Origin of the sequence: Geovibrio thiophilus (genome assembly GCF_004087915.1) — a bacterium.
In the GTDB taxonomy this organism is placed as follows: Bacteria; Chrysiogenota; Deferribacteres; order Deferribacterales; family Geovibrionaceae; genus Geovibrio; species Geovibrio thiophilus.
In genome coordinates this window covers 2,977,190-2,997,552 of sequence record NZ_CP035108.1, presented here as the reverse complement: position 1 = coordinate 2,997,552, position 20,363 = coordinate 2,977,190, and the positions used below count along the sequence as shown (strand labels likewise).

15 protein-coding genes, 1 tRNA gene and 1 pseudogene are annotated in these 20,363 nt (G+C 46.1%); 5 read left to right on the top strand and 12 right to left on the bottom strand.

The window, feature by feature from the left end:
- Positions 1–295: 295 nt before the first annotated feature.
- From EP073_RS13795 to gltX, 3 genes are all read right to left on the bottom strand, one after another.
- Positions 296–1,603: a pyridoxal phosphate-dependent aminotransferase gene (locus tag EP073_RS13795; RefSeq protein ID WP_128467736.1), complete on the bottom strand. Its 1,308-nt coding sequence runs from the start codon at positions 1,601–1,603 to the stop codon at positions 296–298.
- A 219-nt stretch (positions 1,604–1,822) separates the two neighbouring features.
- Positions 1,823–3,151: a ribosome biogenesis GTPase Der gene (gene der, locus EP073_RS13790; RefSeq protein WP_128467735.1), complete on the bottom strand. Its 1,329-nt coding sequence runs from the start codon at positions 3,149–3,151 to the stop codon at positions 1,823–1,825.
- Positions 3,152–3,498: 347 nt separating this feature from the next.
- Positions 3,499–4,941, bottom strand: coding sequence for a glutamate--tRNA ligase (gene gltX, locus EP073_RS13785; protein WP_206617479.1), 1,443 nt, complete (start codon positions 4,939–4,941; stop codon positions 3,499–3,501).
- Positions 4,942–5,199: 258 nt separating this feature from the next.
- Between gltX and EP073_RS13780 the strand changes: the two genes are divergently transcribed.
- Entirely contained in the window at positions 5,200–5,970 is a 771-nt protein-coding gene (locus EP073_RS13780; protein ID WP_128467733.1) for a Tll0287-like domain-containing protein, read from the top strand.
- Positions 5,971–5,999: 29 nt separating this feature from the next.
- The gene (locus EP073_RS13775) at positions 6,000–6,920 is read left to right on the top strand and encodes a methyl-accepting chemotaxis protein (protein WP_128467732.1); all 921 of its coding nucleotides are present in this window, start codon (positions 6,000–6,002) and stop codon (positions 6,918–6,920) included.
- Between the two features lie 372 nt (positions 6,921–7,292).
- On the opposite strand, the gene aroF is transcribed toward EP073_RS13775, so the two are convergent.
- The 4 genes from aroF to EP073_RS13755 form a co-directional block, all read right to left on the bottom strand.
- Complete coding sequence (gene aroF / locus EP073_RS13770; protein ID WP_128467731.1) at positions 7,293–8,309, bottom strand: 3-deoxy-7-phosphoheptulonate synthase; 1,017 nt, start codon at positions 8,307–8,309, stop codon at positions 7,293–7,295.
- A gap of 299 nt (positions 8,310–8,608) precedes the next feature.
- Positions 8,609–8,911 (bottom strand): phosphoribosyl-ATP diphosphatase, encoded by a 303-nt coding sequence (gene hisE / locus EP073_RS13765; RefSeq protein ID WP_128467730.1) that lies wholly within the window; start codon positions 8,909–8,911, stop codon positions 8,609–8,611.
- Positions 8,912–9,676, bottom strand: a complete 765-nt coding sequence (gene hisF / locus EP073_RS13760) for an imidazole glycerol phosphate synthase subunit HisF (protein ID WP_128467729.1) — start codon at positions 9,674–9,676, stop codon at positions 8,912–8,914.
- Positions 9,677–9,723: 47 nt separating this feature from the next.
- On the bottom strand, positions 9,724–11,529 hold the full coding sequence (locus tag EP073_RS13755) for a phosphohexomutase domain-containing protein (protein ID WP_128467728.1): 1,806 nt from the start codon (positions 11,527–11,529) through the stop codon (positions 9,724–9,726).
- Positions 11,530–11,702: 173 nt separating this feature from the next.
- Between EP073_RS13755 and EP073_RS13750 the strand changes: the two genes are divergently transcribed.
- Positions 11,703–11,778 (top strand) — tRNA-Phe (locus tag EP073_RS13750).
- 132 nt (positions 11,779–11,910) lie between these two features.
- Here EP073_RS13750 and EP073_RS13745 read toward each other — a convergent pair.
- Positions 11,911–13,005, bottom strand: coding sequence for a restriction endonuclease subunit S (locus EP073_RS13745; protein WP_128467727.1), 1,095 nt, complete (start codon positions 13,003–13,005; stop codon positions 11,911–11,913).
- A 20-nt stretch (positions 13,006–13,025) separates the two neighbouring features.
- Positions 13,026–15,070: pseudogene (locus tag EP073_RS13740) on the bottom strand (HsdM family class I SAM-dependent methyltransferase).
- Between the two features lie 247 nt (positions 15,071–15,317).
- On the opposite strand from EP073_RS13740, the gene mscL reads away from it, so the two are divergent.
- Together mscL and EP073_RS13730 are read left to right on the top strand one after the other, a co-directional pair.
- The gene (gene mscL, locus EP073_RS13735; RefSeq protein ID WP_128467726.1) at positions 15,318–15,719 is read left to right on the top strand and encodes a large-conductance mechanosensitive channel protein MscL; all 402 of its coding nucleotides are present in this window, start codon (positions 15,318–15,320) and stop codon (positions 15,717–15,719) included.
- Positions 15,720–15,811: 92 nt separating this feature from the next.
- Entirely contained in the window at positions 15,812–16,345 is a 534-nt protein-coding gene (locus EP073_RS13730) for a hypothetical protein (protein WP_128467725.1), read from the top strand.
- Positions 16,346–16,534: 189 nt separating this feature from the next.
- Here EP073_RS13730 and EP073_RS13725 read toward each other — a convergent pair whose 3' ends face one another.
- Genes EP073_RS13725 through EP073_RS13715 form a run of 3 tightly spaced genes read right to left on the bottom strand, consistent with a single transcriptional unit; the run spans position 16,535 to position 19,550 of the window.
- Positions 16,535–17,716, bottom strand: coding sequence for a cation:proton antiporter (locus EP073_RS13725; RefSeq protein WP_128467724.1), 1,182 nt, complete (start codon positions 17,714–17,716; stop codon positions 16,535–16,537).
- Positions 17,709–19,145: an NAD-binding protein gene (locus tag EP073_RS13720; protein ID WP_128467723.1), complete on the bottom strand. Its 1,437-nt coding sequence runs from the start codon at positions 19,143–19,145 to the stop codon at positions 17,709–17,711. Before EP073_RS13720 ends, EP073_RS13725 begins: the two co-directional genes overlap by 8 nt.
- 18 nt (positions 19,146–19,163) lie before the next feature.
- Positions 19,164–19,550, bottom strand: coding sequence for an acyl-CoA thioesterase (locus EP073_RS13715; RefSeq protein WP_128467722.1), 387 nt, complete (start codon positions 19,548–19,550; stop codon positions 19,164–19,166).
- Positions 19,551–20,363 lie beyond the last annotated feature (813 nt).

Genomic DNA, 20,363 nt, shown 5'->3' with positions numbered 1-20,363 from the left:
AGTGCTGCAATTCCAATAAGCTGATTTCGGGTTTCTTCTCGCCGAGAATAAATCATACAAGGCATATCTGATCAGTATATGTCTTTTTATCCGCCACGAAAAGGGATAATAGGCAAAAAAAGGCGAAGCCTTCCTGAAAAGCTTCGCCTTTATATTCATTATTTTTTTATTTATAGATGCTTTAATTAATGAGGAAACCTTTCTTTAACGAAAAAGAAAGGTTTCCTCAAGCTCCTTCCAAAGAAACCGAATGCGGCTTCGCTCCGCACGGCGCATTCTCCTCCTTGGGAATGTATTACCTCGCTGACGATTCTACGTATTCCACTATCTTTTCGGCGAGGCGGCGCACCATGAACTCGAAGCGGTCCGCGTCACGCTCAAGGAGGGTCATGCGGAAACCGGGCTTGCTGGTGAAGAATGATGTAAGCGGAACAACACAGATGCCTGTCGCGCCGAGGAGGTAGTATACAAAGCGTTTGTCGTTCTCTATGTTTGTGTTTGTTATGCTTTCAACATACGTTCTCACGCCTTCATCCTCAATGTGCAGGCTCTGCTTGGAGTTAAGGACGGCCTCATTGAAAACCACGGACATATAAAAGGCGCCGTTGCTTCTGTTAACCACTACATAGGGCACATCCCTGAGAATGCTGTAGGCTATGTTTGAGAGCTTTTCATAATGCTTTATCTTTTCAGCGAGATAAGGCTTGTACTCAGGGTGCGACATTATGCGGGGAATGGACATCTGAGGGAAGGTTGTAGAGCACACCTCAGACATCTTCTGAGTGAGGATGGCGTCTACGTATCTCTGAAACGCGGGGTCTTTGTCATAGTTGTAGACCTCTATCCAGCCGCACCTTGCGCCGGGCCAAGGGTATTCCTTGCTGATCCCTTTCATGCTTATGCCGGGCACATCGCCGATAATATCGGACAGCATAACTGTTTTTGAGCCGTTGTAGGACATATTTGCGTATATTTCGTCAAACACGAGCATCAGGTCATATTCCTTGGCTATGCGCACTATCTGCCTGAGTCCTTCTTCTGTGTGGACATAGCCGGTGGGGTTGTCCGGGTTAATGACAAGGATGCCTACTATGGAGCGGAAGCTTCTTACCTTGCTCTCAAGCTCGTCAAGATCGGGTGCCCAGTGCTTGTAGGGGTTCATCTGATATGTGTTTGGCGGGAAGGATGCGTGGAGAACCTCCGCCAGAAGGTGTGTCGAGTATGTGGGTTCGGGCATGATGATTCTCGCGTCGACCCTGATAGAACTGTATGATCTCGCTATCGCATCGCCCAGACCATTGAAGAAAATAATGTCTTCCGCAGTGATCTGCGCTCCGCCGCGTGCGTTTACCTGTGCGGCTATGTACTCTCTGGTTTCGAGAACGCCTTTGGTGGGGGAGTAGGCGTAAGCGTTGTTGTCCATGATAATTTTCGCAAGCTCTTCCTTCATCCAGTCCGGAAGAATTTCACCCTTGACAATGGGATCGCCTATGTTTTCCCAGTAAATGTCCACGCCTGCCTGACTGAGTTTGTTGGCGACATTAACAATGTTGCGTATCTCATACGTCAGTCCGTTCCCGCTTTTAGCAAGATCATACCTCATTAGTCTACCCTCGCATAATATGACCGTTGAATACCCGTTTTACGGGTAAATCATCGTTTATATAACAATATTTATATACTTTCAATAAGCAGTTTGCCCATTTTTAAAACATAACAGAAAGCTTATTTTCCGGCGTTTTTTTGACCGTAAAACGAAAAAACGCCGTTTGCCCGGGCAGGGGGAAACGGCGCCTTAGATCCTTGAACCCTGAAAAAGGGGTCAGGCTTCTTTCTTTTCTCCCCTTTGCCTCAGGAACAGTTTTATGGGAATCCCTTCAAAACCGAAGAATTCTCTTATAATGTTTATCACGAAGCGCTGGTATGAAAAGTGCACCGAATCCGGATAGTTGGCGAAGATAACAAATTGCGGCGGGCACGCCGCCACCTGAGTCATGAAATACAGCTTGAGTCTTCTGCCTTTAACCACCGGAGGCTGGTGGCGATCCAGAGCGGTCTGGAGAACACGGTTCGCTTCCCCTGTTCCGACCCTTTTTGTGTATTCCTTATAGAGCCCCTTTGCTGCCTCGAATATTTTATAAACGTTTTTGCCGCTCATAGCGGAGGCGAATATCACGGGCGGATTGCTGAGAAACTGGAGCTTGAAATCTATATCCGCCCTCATTTCCTTCGCAGCCTGATCTTTATTCTCCACCGCATCCCACTTGTTGACCACGAGAATAATCGGTCTGCCCGCTTCCCATGCGTCCGCAATGACCTTGACGTCACGTTCGTTTAAGCCTTCCGCTCCGTCAATGAGGCACACTGCTATATCCGCGCGGGAGAGTGCGTCTTCCCAGCGGTAATATCCGTATTTCTCTATTCTGTCCTTGAACATTACGGATTTTTTTCTGATCCCCGCAGTGTCGATGAGAACATATTTTTCGTCTCCGTATTCAAAGAGAGTATCCACCGCATCCCTTGTTGTTCCGGGAATGTCAGTTACGATCAGCCTTTCCTCGCCGAGCCAGCGGTTTATCATGCTGGATTTGCCGACATTGGGGCGCCCTGTGACGATCAGCTTAATGCGTCCGTCATAGCTGAAGCTTTCCTCTTCCTCATCCTCAGGCAGACGGGAGATGATCTCGTCCATCAGGTCGTCCACGTTGCGTCCGTGAGTTGCGCTTATGGGAAAAACCTTGTCGATTCCCATGGAGAAAAAGTCATAGGCAAGGTTCTCCGCAGAGGATGAATCTATTTTGTTGACAGCAACGACAAAGCTTTTTCCGCCTTCTCTGAGGAGCCCGCAGACTATCTCATCCAGCGGATGAACGCCTTCACGCCCGTCAACCATGAGGATGAAAAAGTCTGCCTCTTCAAGTGAGTACATGAACTGGCGCTGCATTTCCTTTTTTACTATCTCTTCCTTTAAGTCGTAACCCGCGGTATCCACCACACGGAAGCGTCTTCCAAGCCATTCGGCTGTAAATTCAATTCTGTCACGGGTAACGCCCGCCATGTCGTCCACAATGGCGATTCTCTGCCCTGCCAGTCTGTTAAAAAGTGTGGATTTGCCAACGTTCGGGCGTCCTATTATTCCGATTTTCTTCATTCTGTCTATCTTCCTATAATTGGGAAACGGTACATCCTGTCCGTTTCCTCATACGCTCGCGGTTTGCAAAGCAAACCTTCGCTTCGCACGGCGCGCTCCCATCCTTGGGAGCGTTTATGTCACATCTGTCTATCTTCCTATAATTGGGAAACGGTACATCCTGTCCGTTTCCTCATACGCTCGCGGTTTGCAAAGCAAACCTTCGCTTCGCACGGCGCGCTCCCATCCTTGGGAGCGTTTATGTCACATCTGTCTATTTTCCTATCATTGGAAAACGGTATATCCTGTCCGTTTCCTCATACGCTCGCGGTTTGCAAAGCAAACATGGAATTTTATACGCTTGTGGCTTAGCCTATGATCTCCAGAGCCGCGTCCAGTCTTCTGAGCAGTTCGTCCACAGGCATGAGAGTTGCCATCTTGTCTATCTCCGGTCCTTTTACCGAGCCGGATATTCCCACCCTTATCGCCATGAAAAGGGGCTTTCCTTTTACGCCTGTTTCCGTCTGCACGGATTTGGGTATATCTTTGTACTCATCTTCTTTTATATATCCGCTGAATGCGGCGATTTTTTCCCTGAAAGACTTCAATACAGCAGGTGTCGTCTCAAGCTTAAGAAACTCCGCGGCGTCCTCATCCGGCGTCTGATACTGGAAGTATACCTTCATAACCTCCGGCGCGTCGCCGAGAAGCTCCATTTTGCTGGCGATTGAGGCGATCATTTTTACATATACCTCTCTGTCAAGCCTGTCGGCGGGGAGACCGGCACTCATGAGGAAAGGCAAGCAGAGATCCGCAAGCTCCTCAGGGGTTTTCATGCGGATGTACTGTCCGTTGAGCCATTTCAGTTTGCCGAAATCGAAAACTGCCGCACTTGTGGATATGCGGTCAAGGCTGAAGGATTTTATCAGATCCTCTTTGCCGATGATCTCCCTCTCCTGATCATCCGACCAGCTTAATAAGGCGAGAAAGTTAAACAAGGCGTCATTCAGGTAGCCCTGAGAGCGGAACTGCTCAATGCTGGTGTTTCCGTGACGCTTGGAGAGCTTGGATCTGTCCTCTCCGAGGATCATGGGGATGTGGATGAATTCGGGGCGGCTGAAATTCAGAGCGTCGAATATCAGCGCCTGCTTGGGAGTGTTGCTGAGGTGATCGTCCCCTCTTATTACATGGCTGATGTTCATCAGGGCATCGTCAATGACAACCACATAGTTGTAAACAGGCACACCGTCAGGGCGGACTATGATGAAGTCGCCGAAAACGCCTGTCTCAAAGTCGATCTCGCCTTTTATACTGTCGGAAATGTGGACGACATCCTTATCTATCTTAAAACGGATCGCGAAAGGAGCTCCCGATGCCTCAAGCTCCGCTTTCTGTGCGGGGGAAAGGTGTCTGCATTTTCCGCCGTAAACGGGCTGGCGGTTTTCTATGCGGGCTTTTTCCCTTTCGGCGTCAAGCTCTTCCTTGGTGCACCAGCATTTGTAGGCGTGCCCTTTTTCCAGAAGCTCTTCAGTGTATTTTTTGTATATGTCAAATCTCTCTGACTGTCTGTACGGACCGAATGCGCCCCCCTTCATGGGACCCTCGTCCCAGTCCATGAGAAGCCATTTCATGTCCTCATATATCAATTCTTCGCTGGCGAGAGTGGAGCGGTCAAAGTCCGTGTCCTCTATCCTCAGAATGAAAGTGCCCCCTGTATTGCGTGCATAAAGGTAATTGAAAAGCGCCGTTCTGGCGTTCCCTACGTGTATGTGCCCTGTGGGGCTGGGTGCGAATCTCACTCTTACTGACATATTAATCTGACTCCTTAGCATAAAAAGCCGCTTTCAGCGGCGCCTACTTTCTCAAAATACGCCACTTTATAGTTTTTGTAAAATTGTTCAAGTAAAATCAGGCAAAAGCTGATAATTCCTGCACCAAGCCGCCTTGACAGCAATAATTTTTACCCTTTATAATTAAAGTATCGAAATATCTGATCTCCATGAACATTTTATATGTTCCCGCCTTCATGAAGCTTCATCTGAAAACCAAATAACCTTACGGGGCATTTTATGAAAATAAGCACCAAAATGACGGTTTTCATTAATATCTTTCTCATCGCCTGTTTTTCGGGGCTCTTTATATTTAACGCCAAAAACGCACGGGAAACAGCGTTTGAGGCGGAGATAGACAAGGCTAGGAAAATAATAACAATGGCGGAAGGGATAAGAGAATACTCAAATTCTCTTATTCACAGCGGAACAGTGAATATTGATGCACTGAAAAGTGATACGGAAAAGCTTGTGCAGATTATACCCGTAGTATCTGCGATCAGGGTTTCCGAAGCCAAGGCGGAACTGACCGGCATGCAGTTCAAGGTTCCGAAAAATTCCCCCCGTAACCCTAAAAACAATCCGGACGAGATTGACATTGAAGCCCTTGAACACCTTCAAAAAATAGATACTAAAACGGGAGACACGCCGGAGCATGTGGTATATGACCACAGCGGAGGTATAGTCCGTTATTACAAGGCAGTGCGCCTTACCAAGGAATGCGAGTGGTGTCACGGTGACCCGGCAACCTCGATGGCTTTATGGGGCAATGATCAGGGGCTGGATCCCACAGGGGTCAGGATGGAAAACTGGCGGGCGGGAGAGATACACGGCGCCTTTGAGTTTATGATACCCATGGCGCCCATTAATGCCACAGTCGGCGCGGTTATTATCAAGGATTTCACCGCGATGGTGCTTATCCTGCTCATTCTCAGTGTAAGCACGGTTTATATGAGCCGCAGAGTGCTGTTCATCAAGCTGAAGGTTCTGGAAACAAGGCTGAAAATATAGCCACAGGCAAAGGCGACCTTACCCGCTACATGGAGCACAAGGGCAATGACGAGCTGGGAGCCATAGCGACAAACTTCAATCTGTTTATCAACTACATCAAATCGATCGTAATGGATATTCAGGAGCAGGCGGAATACATAACCCGTGCTACGGAAAAACTGGACAGCAACATTGATGAGATCACTGACGGAATATCCGCGCAGAAGGAAGATACCGCCCAGCTCTCAGCCGCTGTTACGGAAATGTATGCGAATATAGACAGCATCGCGGAGAACTCCCGTCTTACATACCAGAAAGCAATCCAGACGCAGAACGCAGCGGGGAAAGGGGATAAGGCGGTCACCGAAATGATCGCCAAAATGGAGGAGCTTACCCGCACAATAAACGAATCGTCCCGCATGGTGGAGGATCTCAAAACCTCCACTGACAAAATCGGCGACATCATAGAGGTGATAAACGATATAGCCGACCAGACAAACCTTCTGGCGCTCAACGCCTCAATAGAAGCAGCCAGAGCAGGAGAGCAGGGGCGGGGCTTCGCTGTCGTGGCTGAGGAGGTGCGCAAGCTTGCCGAAAGAACACAGACAGCGACAAAAGAAATATCCGAGATGATTATCTCCCTCCAGAAGGAATCGCAGAAGGCAGCCTCGAACATAGGCAACTCCGTAACAAAGGTGGAGCAGGGGAGTAAAGTCGCCTCCATCGCAGGAGAAGCCCTGAAGGAGATCATAAGTGATTCCCGTGAATCCACGGAGATGGTACGGCAGATCCAGTCTTCGACTTCCGAGCAGACGAGCGCAATTTCACTTATCACCGAGAACACGGGCAAGATCAATCTTGTCGCCGATAATAATGATGAGAGACTTCAGGAAATAAGCGGGGAAACGGATATGCTGAACTCCAGAGCCAAGGAACTTGCAGCTAAAGTGCAGTCATTTAAGACGAAATAAACAGCATCCCCCGCCGGGTTTGCCGGACGGGGGGATGAGCGGTATATGTCAACAACTCAAAGCAGGAGGCAAGGAGTTTTTCTGTATAGGATTCAGATGCGCTGCTGTGTCACTGCGGGGAAGGCGTGACCTGACACAGCAGTCTGTATACATATTGAGAGACTGCTTCACCCTTTCAGGGTTCGCAGTGACGCACTGACTTCACAATAAAAAAATTCTCCTTCGCACGCCTACGCCCCCATCTGATTTCACAATAGAAAAATTCTCCTTCCATGGGAATTTTTTATACACTCTCGCGGCAGGATGAACCTGCCTTCGCTCGCATGGCGCGCCCCCATCCTTGGGGGCGTAGAGATAATCTTATATCAGGGTTTACATGTATCTGCCGACGGCAAGCGCTACTGCCCGCATTTCCCCCATCAGTTGGATGAAGTGCTCAGGGCTGATGGTCTGCGCGGCATCGCTCCATGCTTTATCCGGTTCGGGATGAACCTCTATTATTACGCCGTCCGCACCGACTGCGATGGCGGATTTCGACAGAGCCGAAACATACTGCCTGTGTCCGCCGGAGTGGCTGGGGTCTATTATTATCGGAAGGTGTGATTTATCCTTAACAACGGGAACGCAGCTTATATCAAGTGTGTTTCTTGTCGCTGTCTCGAATGTCCTGATCCCTCTCTCGCAGAGGATAACCCTCTGGTTGCCCTCACTGAGGATGTACTCCGCTGCCATAAGAAACTCTTCTATAGTGGTTGACATGCCCCGCTTAAGAAGAACAGGCTTATCCGTCTGACCGAGCATTGTAAGCAGAGCGAAGTTCTGTATGTTGCGTGCGCCGACCTGAAACATATCCGTGTATTTGTAAACAAGCTCTACATTTCTGGGGTTTACCACTTCCGTGCAGATGGGAAGCCCTGTTTCCTGTCTTGCTGCCGCGAGATATTTAAGCCCTTCCTCACCGTGCCCTTGGAAGGCGTAAGGGCTTGTTCTCGGCTTGAAGGCGCCTCCGCGGAGGATTTTGGCTCCAGCCGCTTTTACCATCTGAGCAGAACGGACTATCTGTTCCTCCGACTCAACGGAGCAGGGACCGGCGATGATCGGAATCTCTCCGCCGCCGAATTTTACTCCGCATACGTCTACGATTGATGTTTCAGGTTTGACTTCTTTGCTGGCGAGTTTGTAAGGCTTGCTGATGGGAACTATGTTGTCGACTCCGGGCATCTCGGATATTACGCAGACGCTGTCTTTCTTGACATTCGCCCCCACAAGCCCGATGACATTCCGTTCCTTGCCGAAGATGACGTGAGGGCTGAAACCGAGCTCTTCGGCTCTTGCCACCACGTCGTTCAGATGTTTTTCTTCCGCGTCCATTCTCATTACAACTATCATAATTTTCCTCCGAAAATTTCCGGCGGCGGTGAGAGAAAAGACCCCTTATGCGGACATAAAAAAAGGCCGCAGGGGCTTTTTGCTGCCCGCGGCCTTGTTATTTATACATTTTCTGTATTTTAACTACACCCTAAGCAGCTCCTTCAAAGAAGAAGTAAAAATAAAAGCCGCTAAAAAAGTAGTTAAAATATCCCTTTACATTGTTCATGGGGGCTATAATGCTCCCGTGATTTGCGGTTGTCAATAATTAATTTTGAACCAGACGTCAATTAATTGTCAGGTCAAAATACCGCAGAAGCTCACTTTCTTATCCCTGATTTTCCGAAACGGTTCTCAAGAACCTCCAGAACGGATTCAAACGACACTCCTCTGTATTCCAGAGCAACCACCATATGGTAAATTATATCCGCAGCTTCGCCAGCCACGGAATCATCGCTTTCTTTCAGAAATGCTCTTATAAATTCGGCGTTCTCTTCGCCGAGTTTCTTCACAAGCTTGTTCTCGCCCGCTTCCAGAAGCTTGCAGGTGTAGGAGTCGTCCTGCGGGTTGCGTTTCCTTTCTCTTACTGTTTCTACCAGTTTGCCTATAATTTCGGTGTTCATCTATACCATCCTTACCGGAACGCCCCTGTCGGCGAGGTACTGCTTCACCTCTGCTATGGAGTATTCCTTATAGTGAAATATACTTGCCGCAAGCACAGCGTCCGCGCCGCCTTCCGTTACTCCTTCATACATATGCTGAGGGCTGCCCGCACCGCCGGAGGCTATGACGGGTATGGAAACCGCGTCCGCCACGGCTCGGGTAAGCCTGAGGTCAAAGCCGTCCTTCACGCCGTCCTTATCCATGCTGGTCAGAAGGATCTCCCCGCTGCCGTATTTTTCCATGAGTGCCGCCCACTCCACAACATCAATGCCCGTGGGCTTGCGCCCGCCGTGTGTGTAAACCTCCCAACCACTGCCGTCCGCCTTCATCTTGGCGTCTATGGCAACTACAGTGCACTGGGAACCGAACCGGAGCGCAGCCTCACTGACAAACTCAGGTCTGGCGACAGCTGCGGAGTTGATGGAAACCTTGTCCGCACCGGAGTTCAGCAGACTGCGTATATCATCCAGCGTGCGTACGCCGCCGCCCACGGTAACGGGCATGAACACACGCTCCGCAGTTTTTGCGACTACATCAAGAATGATGCTTCTGTTGTCGGAGCTGGCTGTTATATCAAGAAAAGTGAGCTCATCAGCTCCCTGTTCGTCATAAATCTGCGCCACTTCCACGGGGTCGCCCGCATCACGCAGATTCACAAAGTTTGTTCCCTTAACAACCCTGCCGTCCTTCACATCCAGACAGGGGATAATTCTCTTCGCCAGCATATATTTTCCTTAAGTGTTTTTTCTGTGTAGCAGTGTTTTGTATAACTCTATATTATCCCGAAATCCGCCAGAAAAGCACTGACCTCGGGGTCATTCATCGTTACCTTATCAGGTTCCGGCAGATTATAGCCTGCCTCTTTCACAAAAAAGTCGTTTTCCGCAAGATCCATAGGCTCGCTGTCGCCGTACTTCACCTTGAAATGATTATGGAGAGCGAGCAGGAAGCGCAGGGCGTTGTTCCTTATCTCCTCCGTCGTGCCTTCCGCCATGAAGGTAAGCTTCGGCGAAGTGTTTGACATACCGTACATTATGAAGCCGTCCGCCCAGTCCGCGCGGATCTGTCCGTCAAACTCCACTGTCTCAAAGTCGCTGCGCCCGCCGAAGGTATTGCGGATCACCCTGACTATCTCATTTGTTATATGCTCCTTCGCCTCATTGCTCACGGAGGTCGTCCTTATCTCTTTGGTAATGAAGCGGGAGGGGACGGAGGCGAAATACGCATTCAGGTCTCTTATTCCTGATTCGGCAAATATCTGTTCCAGAACAAATATATTTTCCACAGCATCATCACGGGGCATTCCGTCCTCAACATCTGTTGTGAAGAAATGGAGCGATGCCTCTATCTGATAATCACGGTAGCCAGTGGAGGCGACAAATGACGGAATATCGTCATATCCGGCGAGGCTCGCCATTTCCGCCATGTTTGCCGTTATGGTTTCCTTCCAGAGCGAGTGCCCCTTGGTGTGGAAAAGCGTCTTCCCGCCGAGGGATTCCACATAGCTTTTTACGCCGCTGGTGTAGCGGGCGTCGATGAGTATAGTTTCGGCAATATCTTTGATTTTGGCAGTATTCTCAGCAGACACGCCTTTCAGGGAGAGTTTTTTAAGCAGTTCGGGCACACATTTTTTCAGCTTGTAGTCGGCGAGTATATAAGCCAGAGCATCGCCGAGATAATGTCCGCTGACTCCTGTTTTCAGGGCATCGGCGCCGGAGGTTACCGAGCCTCTGTCCGCATCCAGATCGAAGGAATGTATGCGGTAGCCGTTTTCCAGAGCCTCAGTGAAGCCCGCCACCCTTTCTATCATCTCTTTTCTGGTGGGGTCGGCGAGCGCTGCTCCGGAGTTAACGTCCAGATCTCCGCCGAGGAGCAGGACATCATCACCCAGAACGGCACGGAAAAGCTCTCCGTATTTGCAGCCTGTTCCGCCGAAGAGGTTCACGGCAATTTTTGATGTGTTCTTGCCGGCAAAATATGCCTTGTATGTTTTCACCATTTTATCAAAGTAAACGGAGTATCCTTCATCTGTTTTATCGCTGATTTTACCCTTTGCGCAGCCGAACCGCACGGGAGCGTTTGTTTTCAGCGCTTCGTTCATCTGTTTCAGGAGATAGGTATGTATTCCCTGCATGCCGATGCCGAATTTCGCCCCGTTCGTGGTTACCTCAACGTGAGAGCGTGTTATCTGCACATGCGCCTGCGCGCCGAGCTGGTTCTGGTTCTGATAAACCTGACCGGAGCCGGAAACGCCTATGATATAGACATTTACCCCTGTTTCCGCCAGACCTTCGGCGAAGGACGCCGCCAGAGTTTTTGACGTGGGACCGTTGTCATAGCCGATTACGCATGTATCGCCGTCTTTAAGAGCGATTTTTGCGCCGCTGCGGAGGGTGAAGGTCAGCCCGCCCATGAGCACGCCTGCAATTACGGCAGCGTCCGGCGTGAAAACCGCCTTCTCTCCGAAGAAGTTCCCCGGCTCGCCCACATAGGCTCTTATATCATACGAAGCAGGCTTAAAAAGCTTGTCTGCGTTTTTAACAACACTCTCAGGTGCATTGACAGGCTTACAAGGCATAAAAACAACCCCCCTTAATTCCGATAAGCATTTATAGCTCAAAACAGCAAGGCAGATCAAACATATATTGCCCCGCACGGAGGCTCGGGAGGTTATTTTCGGCTTAATCAGATTTTCGTTATTTTTTTGTTGACAAAGAATACTCACTTTAGTAATTTAGCGTTCCCGCAGATGCCCAGGTAGCTCAGTCGGTAGAGCAGTGGACTGAAAATCCACGTGTCGATGGTTCGATTCCGTCCCTGGGCACCATTTTTATTTCCAGCATGTTCCAATAACTTCCTAAAACCTTTACAAACCCCTTTAATACTGTGTTTTCTGTAATGATATTTTACAATGATACTAAGAAATTCCATATCTGAAAAAAATAAGCCGTAAATAATTCTATGTTTGTTTATTTACGGCTGTTTTCGTAGCCTCTATTTTCCTGTCTGCATACAAAACAACATCCTTTATAACCAGCTTATGAATGGCAGAAATAAAGGTTTCCATTATTGCATAATCCGGCTGATTGTTTAGAGTTGGAAGATAAATATTCAACACATCAGCATCTTTTGCATAAAAATTTCTTCCGTAATGAAACTCGCCTGTGTAGGATGATTTGTGAATTGCAGTTGTTACAAAAATAGATGCATATTTTGGCAAGGTCTCAGTATGCACAACTGCAATATGATCATCGCCTCCATATTTATAATTTCTATATTTCGCAGAACCAAACATATCAATTGTTATTGTATTTTTTGAAAAAACAGTGACATCATTTCCTATAAATGCTGAAACCCCCTCATTTGCTTCCCCTGCTGTTACAAAAGGTAAAGTTCCGCTAATCCTATCTGCACTTTTCAAGCGTTTCCCACGAGTAGACTTTCCAAATAATTTTTCAATATTAAAACATTGCCAATCTAAGCTTTCAAAATCATCCAAAGCCTGCAGCTCTTCAGGTGTTAAAGTATAATCGTTTAGACCGGTAGCAGATAAGTATGCTTCCAGTTCCGCTATACGTTCAGCTTCCAGTTCCGCTATAAAGTTTTCCATAAATTCAAAATCAATTTCTCCATTTTCTGATACAGGTAATGACATTTTCTGATTTTTAATAATTTCTATATTAAAGCTCGAACTACCCCAAGAAAAAGAGCTAAAAGATTTCATCATTGTTGATATAAAAAACTGTGCATTTTTTTTATTAAATCTGCTGTCTCTTGCTTTTATTATTTTTATTTTATCTCCGGTAAAATAAGGCTTCTCTTGATAAAACATTGTTGCAGTATCTTGCCCAAACGAAATGGTATTACCTTCGTTCAAATAGGCTTCATCTTCATTAATATAGCCTTTTTGCCCATTATTCGTTCCCATTCTAACAATATAGGGAAATTGTCCTTCTGTTAATACATCAACTTTGTTTGCATCAAATCTTTTCTTATAAGAATTAATCTCAAACAAATCACCCAATCTAAACTCACCCCACTTAACTTTCTCCAGTTCCTTGTTAAGCAGGGTATCTACTTTCCCGGTTTTTCATCCTTAAAATCTTGTGATTTTAATATATTAGATACTTCCCACGCTAGGTAATCACTTACAGTTTTTTTGAAATCCTGCAAAGTAGGCTTTGTGTCTATCGGTGCAGACTGGTTCCAGTCTGCACCGTGTTCCGGGTCTATGGTGTTTTCGTGGTATTCTTTTTCGGTAAAAATATTCAGTTTGCTTTTACCAAAACGTACCAGATTTACTAACTCCTCATATCGTTCTTTTGCCTGGTTAGTATCTTTTAAATTATTGCTGGCCTTTTTACGGTTTGTTCTGGTATATCCGTCATTAGTAAAGTCTATGAACTTAACCATCTCATCTTTATGATGTTTCTCATTCACCTTAAAAACATATATATAGGTTTGCACACTGGATTTACCTATAAAAAGGTCAATCGGCATTTTAATACTGGCAAGCAACGTATGTTTTTGCAGTATTTTTTTGTTGTACTCTTTGGCCTTTCCTGAGCCAGCCGAGCTCTGTATGATAATTGCCGCATAGCCCTTGTTCATCATTCCAAGAGCTTTTTCCACAAAATTCATCCCATTTCCAGATGCAGAATACGGAGGATTTAATATGAATGCATCCGCAGGGAATTTGTTCTTTGTTTTGCCAAAGCCGTAATTTCCGTCGAAGTCCTTTATTGAATCCTTATTTAAAATATTAGAGCTTCCATCACCCATCAAAATCATATTAAGAATTGCCAACATATATACACTGGAAAGTAATTCTAAGCCCAGCAACTGTTCTGCCTTTATTTTTATTTCTTTTTGAGCAAGTTCATCCGGCGATTTAATCGTCTCTCTGGCGTCATTGAGCATCTCGTTCATAGCAGCAACCAATAGCCCCGCCGAACCAGTAGCAAAATCCCATATATAAGAATCTTTGTTAACTCTTGCCAGCTTTACTAAAAGAGATGCTACATAAGAAGGGGTAAGAACAACATCGTTGAGTTTATCCTGTGAAAAACCAAGCCACCCATACATTTCATTAAAAAGCTTTCCTGTAAAATCAGTTGTTAATCCAATTTTATAGTATATCCCTAGATCATCTACAATCTTTGTAAAAACCCTTTTTAACTGACTTTCGCCATTTCTAACTTTATTTATATTTTCTGTTGTAAGGGTATTTTGTAAGGTTCTTACAATCAATTCTTTCTTTTCATCCGGTAGTTCTTTTTCACTTAGAAAGGCTTTTATCTTCCTTACTATTATTTCACCATCTGTATTACCTTTTTCAGTAGAAGATTTTAAATCGGATTTCTCTAGTGGTGCAACTTTACCGGGTATGCCAAGTGTTGCGATAATTGAAGCAGCGACAAGATAAACACGGTCATTCTCTCCCAAACCTTTTTCATTTTGATAAATATCATTGTTAAGCTTTACGAGGCTGGCATCAATCTCTTTTTCCCGCTGCTCTTTTAATTTATCGATTTCTTCTTGTGGCAACTGCAAAGTTTTAACTTTTTCAATAAATTCATTGAAATTTTTAGGTGCCAAAAATGAAAAGTCTGAATATTCGCCTACTTTCTGCCCCGTTCCAAGATTGGTTTTAGAAACATAATACACGCCTATTTCATGCTGTATTGTTTCGCTTTCATCCTTATACCCCGTTATTCCTATAGCGATTATATCGGTGTAACTGGTATGATGAAGCAAGGCATTCGCATAATGCACAGCTCCGTTTACGGCATACGAATTGATATTTTAAAATTTGGTTCGTTTTTGCCCGTTCTATTCTCGATCTGACCATTACTATCTAGCTTTACAAGTGCGTCTTTGTAGCCTTTGTATTCGATAAGAACAGGGAAAAAGTTTAAACTATTGTCTTGCAATAATAGTTTTACATCAGGACGATTTGCTCCCGCCCCGCCATTTTTGGTGAAGTAATCAGAAAGTGCTTTATCAATCTCAGTATTTAAAGGTTCTTGTTCCAATTTATAATCGAGCTTGTATGATTTAAGCCAGCCGTTAGCTAAATCAGCAATCTTAGGCTCTATTGATTTCGCTTTATTTTTCATCCAGGTAATCTCCCCATACGAAACATATTAATTCACTTTATATCAAATTAGACTGTTAAAATCTAAACAATTGTGACAGATCGCTGACAGGCACCATTTTTTTATCTAAAGTCAGACTCCTCCACAATCTCAGCTTATTCCCAGAATAAAAACTTTAATCCCCCATAAACATCTTTTATACGCCCGTACACCCATGTTCCGTTTCTGTGATATAATAGAAGATATTTGTCATTGTAAGGAGATATTTATGGCTGTAATTCAGGAGTTCAAAAAATTTGCCATGCGCGGAAACGTTGCGGACATGGCGATTGGTATCATAATCGGCGGAGCGTTCGGCAAAATAGTTTCGAGCCTTGTTGCGGATGTGCTCATGCCGCCCCTCGGTCTGCTGCTGGGCAATGTTAATTTCAGCGATCTTGCCGTCACTCTTAAGGCTGCCTCCGGCGATGTAGCGGCAGTTACGCTTAATTACGGCAAATTTATTCAGACCGTACTTGACTTCATAATAATGGCTTTCGCCGTGTTCATGCTTATCAAAGGGATGAACAGCCTGAAAAAGAAGGAAGAGGAAGCCCCCGCCGCACCGCCTGCGCCTTCCAAGGAAGAGCAGCTTCTCGCCGAGATACGGGACATACTCAAAAACAAATAACAGAGGGATTTTGTGCGGCTTGTTGACAATTATCTCTGATGACACGCATAATCATTTGTGCTAAGTTACTTTTATTTCACGGAGGAAAATGTATGAAAACAATTCAGCGGCTTGCTCTCGTTATTCTTCTTGTATTCGCACTCAGCGCTTGCTGGGGAACAGACGAAGATGATGACAACGAAACATCCGGCGGGAACACTCTTACCGCCATCAAACTGGCACAGACCAAAACCCTCAGGGGCAAATACGAAATAACCGAATATGTCGAAACCTATGACAACGGAACTATAGATTCCGACAATACCACCAGTTTTCTCGGTGAAATGGAGATAGAAACCCAGACAACCACGAAAACCATGGAATATGCCGTGTCATATATTCTTGACGGCAGAAACGGTTCGGCATCCGAAAATTTCACCCTGCTAACGGATTCCTCCGGTAAGCTTCAGATTGACGGAAGCAAAATTTCCCCTGTACCCGATGAGGTTTATGACCTTGCCGTCAGCGGGAGCTATTATCTCATAATCGAAATTGAAGGAATGGAAAAATCAGGTTCCGCCGCAAAGTATGACCTTTATATAGAAGCCAGAAAGATGTCTGATGATCCGGACTACGTGATCCCGTAAATCGGCTTATTCATATCTATAAAATCCCCCTCAATCCCCCTTTAATAAAGGGGGAAGTTATTACCGCTAAAGCAGAAATCCCTCCTTTTAAAAAGGAGGGGTGGGGGAGGATTTATATAATATATACTTTTTTACTTTTTAAATGACTTTGTCAACAATCGGAGGGGCTTGCAGAAGCCCCTTATTTCATTAATCCGCAAAGTTTTCCTTGCTGTAAAGTGCCCTGACTATCGCCTTGCTGAAAACAGGGTAAACCACCGCCGTAACCACAGCGCAGATGATCAGCGAGGCGGAGGTTTCCGCATTCATCATCTCATACTGCCTGCCCAGAGTGGCAACGGTAACCATCAGAGTGAGAGGGAATGACAGAGCGAACGGAGTGACTATAATAATCTTTCTCGGCAGAGCGGAGAAAAACATAGGGATAACCGAAACGACCCGGATGCTGAGAAGTATAGCGGCGATTGCCAAGCCATGGGAAACCACGGCGAAGTTTTTCAGATTGCCCAGATCAAACCCCAGCCCGACATGGATGAAGAACACGGGAATGAGAAACCCGTTTCCCACTCCGCTGAAAATATCCACAATATCCTCTTTGGCAAAGAACAGCATGGAAAACAGCATCCCGCCGATAAAGGCGCCCACAATGGGCTCTATATTCATAAATGCCGCCGCGGCGACAAACACAAACATGTTAACAAAGTTTGCCCTTATGCCCATCTCCGAAAGGTTGCCGGTTGTGGTAAATATGACGGCGATTTTTGGGAACCACCATATCATAAGCCGCAGAAACTTGGTCACAGCGTATACAAAGAAAATAAACGCTCCGATTTTCAGCACATGTATTCCCGCCTCAGGGGTTACGCCGTATCTGTAGTAAAGAACGGCTAATGTGAGCCCCAGAAGGCTGAAAACCTCGCCTATTCCCCCTATGACAAGGAGCGCTTGCCCCTCTTTGGTGTTGATCAGTCCTGTGTCCTGCAACACGGGGAAAAGCAGACCTATGGCGACTGTCATATACGCCACCGCCATTATTGGCTCATCCCCCATGAGAGTTGCGGTAATCAGGGAAAAAACCACAATCAGCAGGGCAACCGCCCCGTAACTGGCGAGATCCTTCTTGGGAAGTGTGCGGATATTTTCAAAATCTATTTCCATTCCGGCGAGATACATAAGCACAAGGAATCCGAGTTCGGCGAGAAAGCCTATTATCTCCTTGCTGTAGTGCACATCGGCAAAGAACCAGCCGAGACCTATCCCCAGAAGGATTTCTCCCACGGCGACAGGTATCATCAGACGTTTTGAGATAAAAGGGGCAAAGTACGCCCCGAGACAGAAAGCGAGAAGAAGAAACGCCTCGCCGCTATGCATTTTTTTCCTCTACAGGCACGGCAAGGACGCTGCAACCTGCGCTGCGGGCAAGGAGATAAGGCACATTCGGGGTAAAGACACCGATTTGTTCTTTGGGATCAAAGGTCAGCACAAGGAGAGTGCCCCCGCCTTCATACTCATTGATCCTCCCCAGAGTCTCAAAGACGGGATTTCCTTCTTTTACGGTGAAGTCCAGCTTCACACCCTCCGATATTTCGTAGTCCGAGACTATATTTTTCCTGAAATTAAGATATTCTGTCTCTTTCTGACCGCGCAGAGCTTCCGCCGCACTGACATAAATTATCTCATAGGGTTTTTTGAGGAGTCCCGCCAGCTCTATGCCTGTTTCAAGGGCGAATGAAGGTGTTTCGGAGTTGAGGCTTATCAGAACTCTCTCGTAGGATTCATATCCCTTGGCAAAAAGCACCGGAGAAGTGCCGGTTCTGAAAAAACCTTTGTAGTATAAATCGCAGCAGAAAATTTTCCGTTTAGGCACAACCAGCACGCCCTTCTCATATCCTCTGAGATCCTTGAGGCTTGCGATTGTGTCGCCTATCTCAAACTCAAGCTTGCGCTCTTTTATCTTCTCCGCCAACCCCTTGATTCCCTTTCCAAGGTGTGGGATCAGCGTGAGTTTTTTGGAGAGGGTGTTGGAATGAATCAGGATTGCTTCCTTCACTATTTCCGGATAGTTTGCGGATATATACACCGAAAGGGTCTGCCCGAAGCGGAGCGGGAAGTTCGGCACGCCCCTTGAGAGAGTGTCCACGACACTTTTCACGACCTGAGGTTCACCGACTACAATCAGCCTGTCGCCTATGTTTATGCGGCTCTCCTTATTGGGGAGAATGATTCTGCCGCCGGAATATATCAGCGCGACGCTCCAGTTGCTTGCCCGGAGGTGCTTCAGCCGCACTCCGACCAGATGCGAATAACGCAGAACCTGAACCTCCACGATCTCGCCCGCGCCCTTGCCGATGTTAACAGGCCACGCTACATTTTTCTCAATCATGGAGGCGATAATCTCTATTCCCACATTAAGCGGATGCACTATATTTACGTTGTATTTATCAAGCAGGGAATCGGGGTAATTGCCGTAGGAAAGAACGATAATCTGCACATCAAGCCCGTAAACCTCTCTGGCGATTCGGCAGCACTCGGACACCACATCCGGATCCTTGATGGTTATGATGATGTTCATAACTTCATTTATGTTGATTTTTTTCCACGTAACAATACTGCTCGCGTCACCGTTTATCAGCTCAACGCCTGCGAGGGTGTCCTTCATGGACTCCTGATATTCTTTTCGGATGTCCACGACCTTAAGCTTTTTCCGCTCTCTGAGGAAGCGGACAAGCTCTATCTCGAAATAGCCGAGACCGAAAATCAGCGTAAATTTTTCCCTTAATCCGTTGGGGGTTTCTTTCATCGGCGCATCCTGTTCATTTTACGGCAGCTTCCCGCTTCGGAGCTCACTGTGCTGCGGCAGAAGCACAGGCTTGCCGCCCTTGTCTATGGCGACAAACTTCACATTGGTGGAGAAAACCTCCACAACTTCGCTTGAACCCGGCGCGTCCGCTTCCACGGTGACATTATAGCTCACGGAGGTGCGTCCGATTTTTTCCGGCAGGGTGATAAACTTCAATATGGAGCCGTTCTCCACCCTATGCTTAAATATCACCTTATCCATCGTAACGGTAACGAGGGAGTAGCCCGGAAAGTCCAGAGAGGCGGCAAGCCAAGCTATTTCATCTATCCATTTCAGCATCATTCCGCCGAAAAGATAACCGTAGTGGTTGAGATGTTCGGGTCTTACGAGTACGTAATTATCCATAGAGCCTCCGTGCGGTTAATAATACATAGCATGATGAAGTGCCGTGCCGCCACAGCTTATCTTATAAATATACACATCACTCCGGAAAAACATATAAAAACGCAGATGACAAACTGTAAACCCTACGACATATCGACAAATATAATAGCATAATCCCTAGTAGCTGAATATGAATTACTTGTTGTTTTATAATTATTTATACTCAGACGCCTGAATCAGGCTGCGTCACGCCCGAAAGCTCTCCGTGTTAATTCCTGCTAAACTGATAGGATATGAATAAACACCAGCGCTTCAATAGGTTATATTTTTATCACCTTTACGGGTGCTCATAAAAAAACCTTTGTATTCAAAAATTTCTGGTAAATCGGTGCGTCGGATCAACACGTATGCAGATATTGATCTTATGTATAAATACCACTGTTTCACAATATGATACGAGATATTACTGAGTATTGTTTCACCAATACCACTGTTTGCTGATTTAATTCCGCATAAAAAACATATTTTTTTTACCTAATCTTTACATTAGCGCGTATGATCTTTTTGGAATAAATGCAATAATATTAGAAATTTAAATAAATATAGTGAAATCATGATATTAGAATTATCCATATTAACTGTCAAAATAACCTGTGAGTATTTATTGACATTTAGCCGCAAGATGCAGATAATCAGTCAAGAAAACGGAACGTTTTGTCATCTTTTATTTAACAAACGGACAGAACGGAGCCTGCATTGACGTATTTAATTTTTAATTGCCGCTATAGATAATATCAATAGGAGGTCAATCCAAACTTCTATCCGGCAAAAATT

Excerpts from the sequence above, each read along its gene's own strand:
- EP073_RS13755 (WP_128467728.1), bottom strand. The coding sequence starts at position 11,529 with ATGCCTTGTAAGCCTGTCAATGCACCTGAGAGTGTTGTTAAAAACGCA.
- hisF (WP_128467729.1), bottom strand. The coding sequence starts at position 9,676 with ATGCTGGCGAAGAGAATTATCCCCTGTCTGGATGTGAAGGACGGCAGG.
- mscL (WP_128467726.1), top strand. The coding sequence starts at position 15,318 with ATGGCTGTAATTCAGGAGTTCAAAAAATTTGCCATGCGCGGAAACGTT.
- EP073_RS13715 (WP_128467722.1), bottom strand. The coding sequence starts at position 19,550 with ATGGATAATTACGTACTCGTAAGACCCGAACATCTCAACCACTACGGT.
- EP073_RS13780 (WP_128467733.1), top strand. The coding sequence starts at position 5,200 with ATGAAAATAAGCACCAAAATGACGGTTTTCATTAATATCTTTCTCATC.
- gltX (WP_206617479.1), bottom strand. The coding sequence starts at position 4,941 with ATGTCAGTAAGAGTGAGATTCGCACCCAGCCCCACAGGGCACATACAC.
- EP073_RS13720 (WP_128467723.1), bottom strand. The coding sequence starts at position 19,145 with ATGAAAGAAACCCCCAACGGATTAAGGGAAAAATTTACGCTGATTTTC.
- hisE (WP_128467730.1), bottom strand. The coding sequence starts at position 8,911 with ATGAACACCGAAATTATAGGCAAACTGGTAGAAACAGTAAGAGAAAGG.
- aroF (WP_128467731.1), bottom strand. The coding sequence starts at position 8,309 with ATGATAGTTGTAATGAGAATGGACGCGGAAGAAAAACATCTGAACGAC.
- der (WP_128467735.1), bottom strand. The coding sequence starts at position 3,151 with ATGAAGAAAATCGGAATAATAGGACGCCCGAACGTTGGCAAATCCACA.
- EP073_RS13795 (WP_128467736.1), bottom strand. The coding sequence starts at position 1,603 with ATGAGGTATGATCTTGCTAAAAGCGGGAACGGACTGACGTATGAGATA.
- EP073_RS13730 (WP_128467725.1), top strand. The coding sequence starts at position 15,812 with ATGAAAACAATTCAGCGGCTTGCTCTCGTTATTCTTCTTGTATTCGCA.
- EP073_RS13725 (WP_128467724.1), bottom strand. The coding sequence starts at position 17,716 with ATGCATAGCGGCGAGGCGTTTCTTCTTCTCGCTTTCTGTCTCGGGGCG.
- EP073_RS13775 (WP_128467732.1), top strand. The coding sequence starts at position 6,000 with ATGGAGCACAAGGGCAATGACGAGCTGGGAGCCATAGCGACAAACTTC.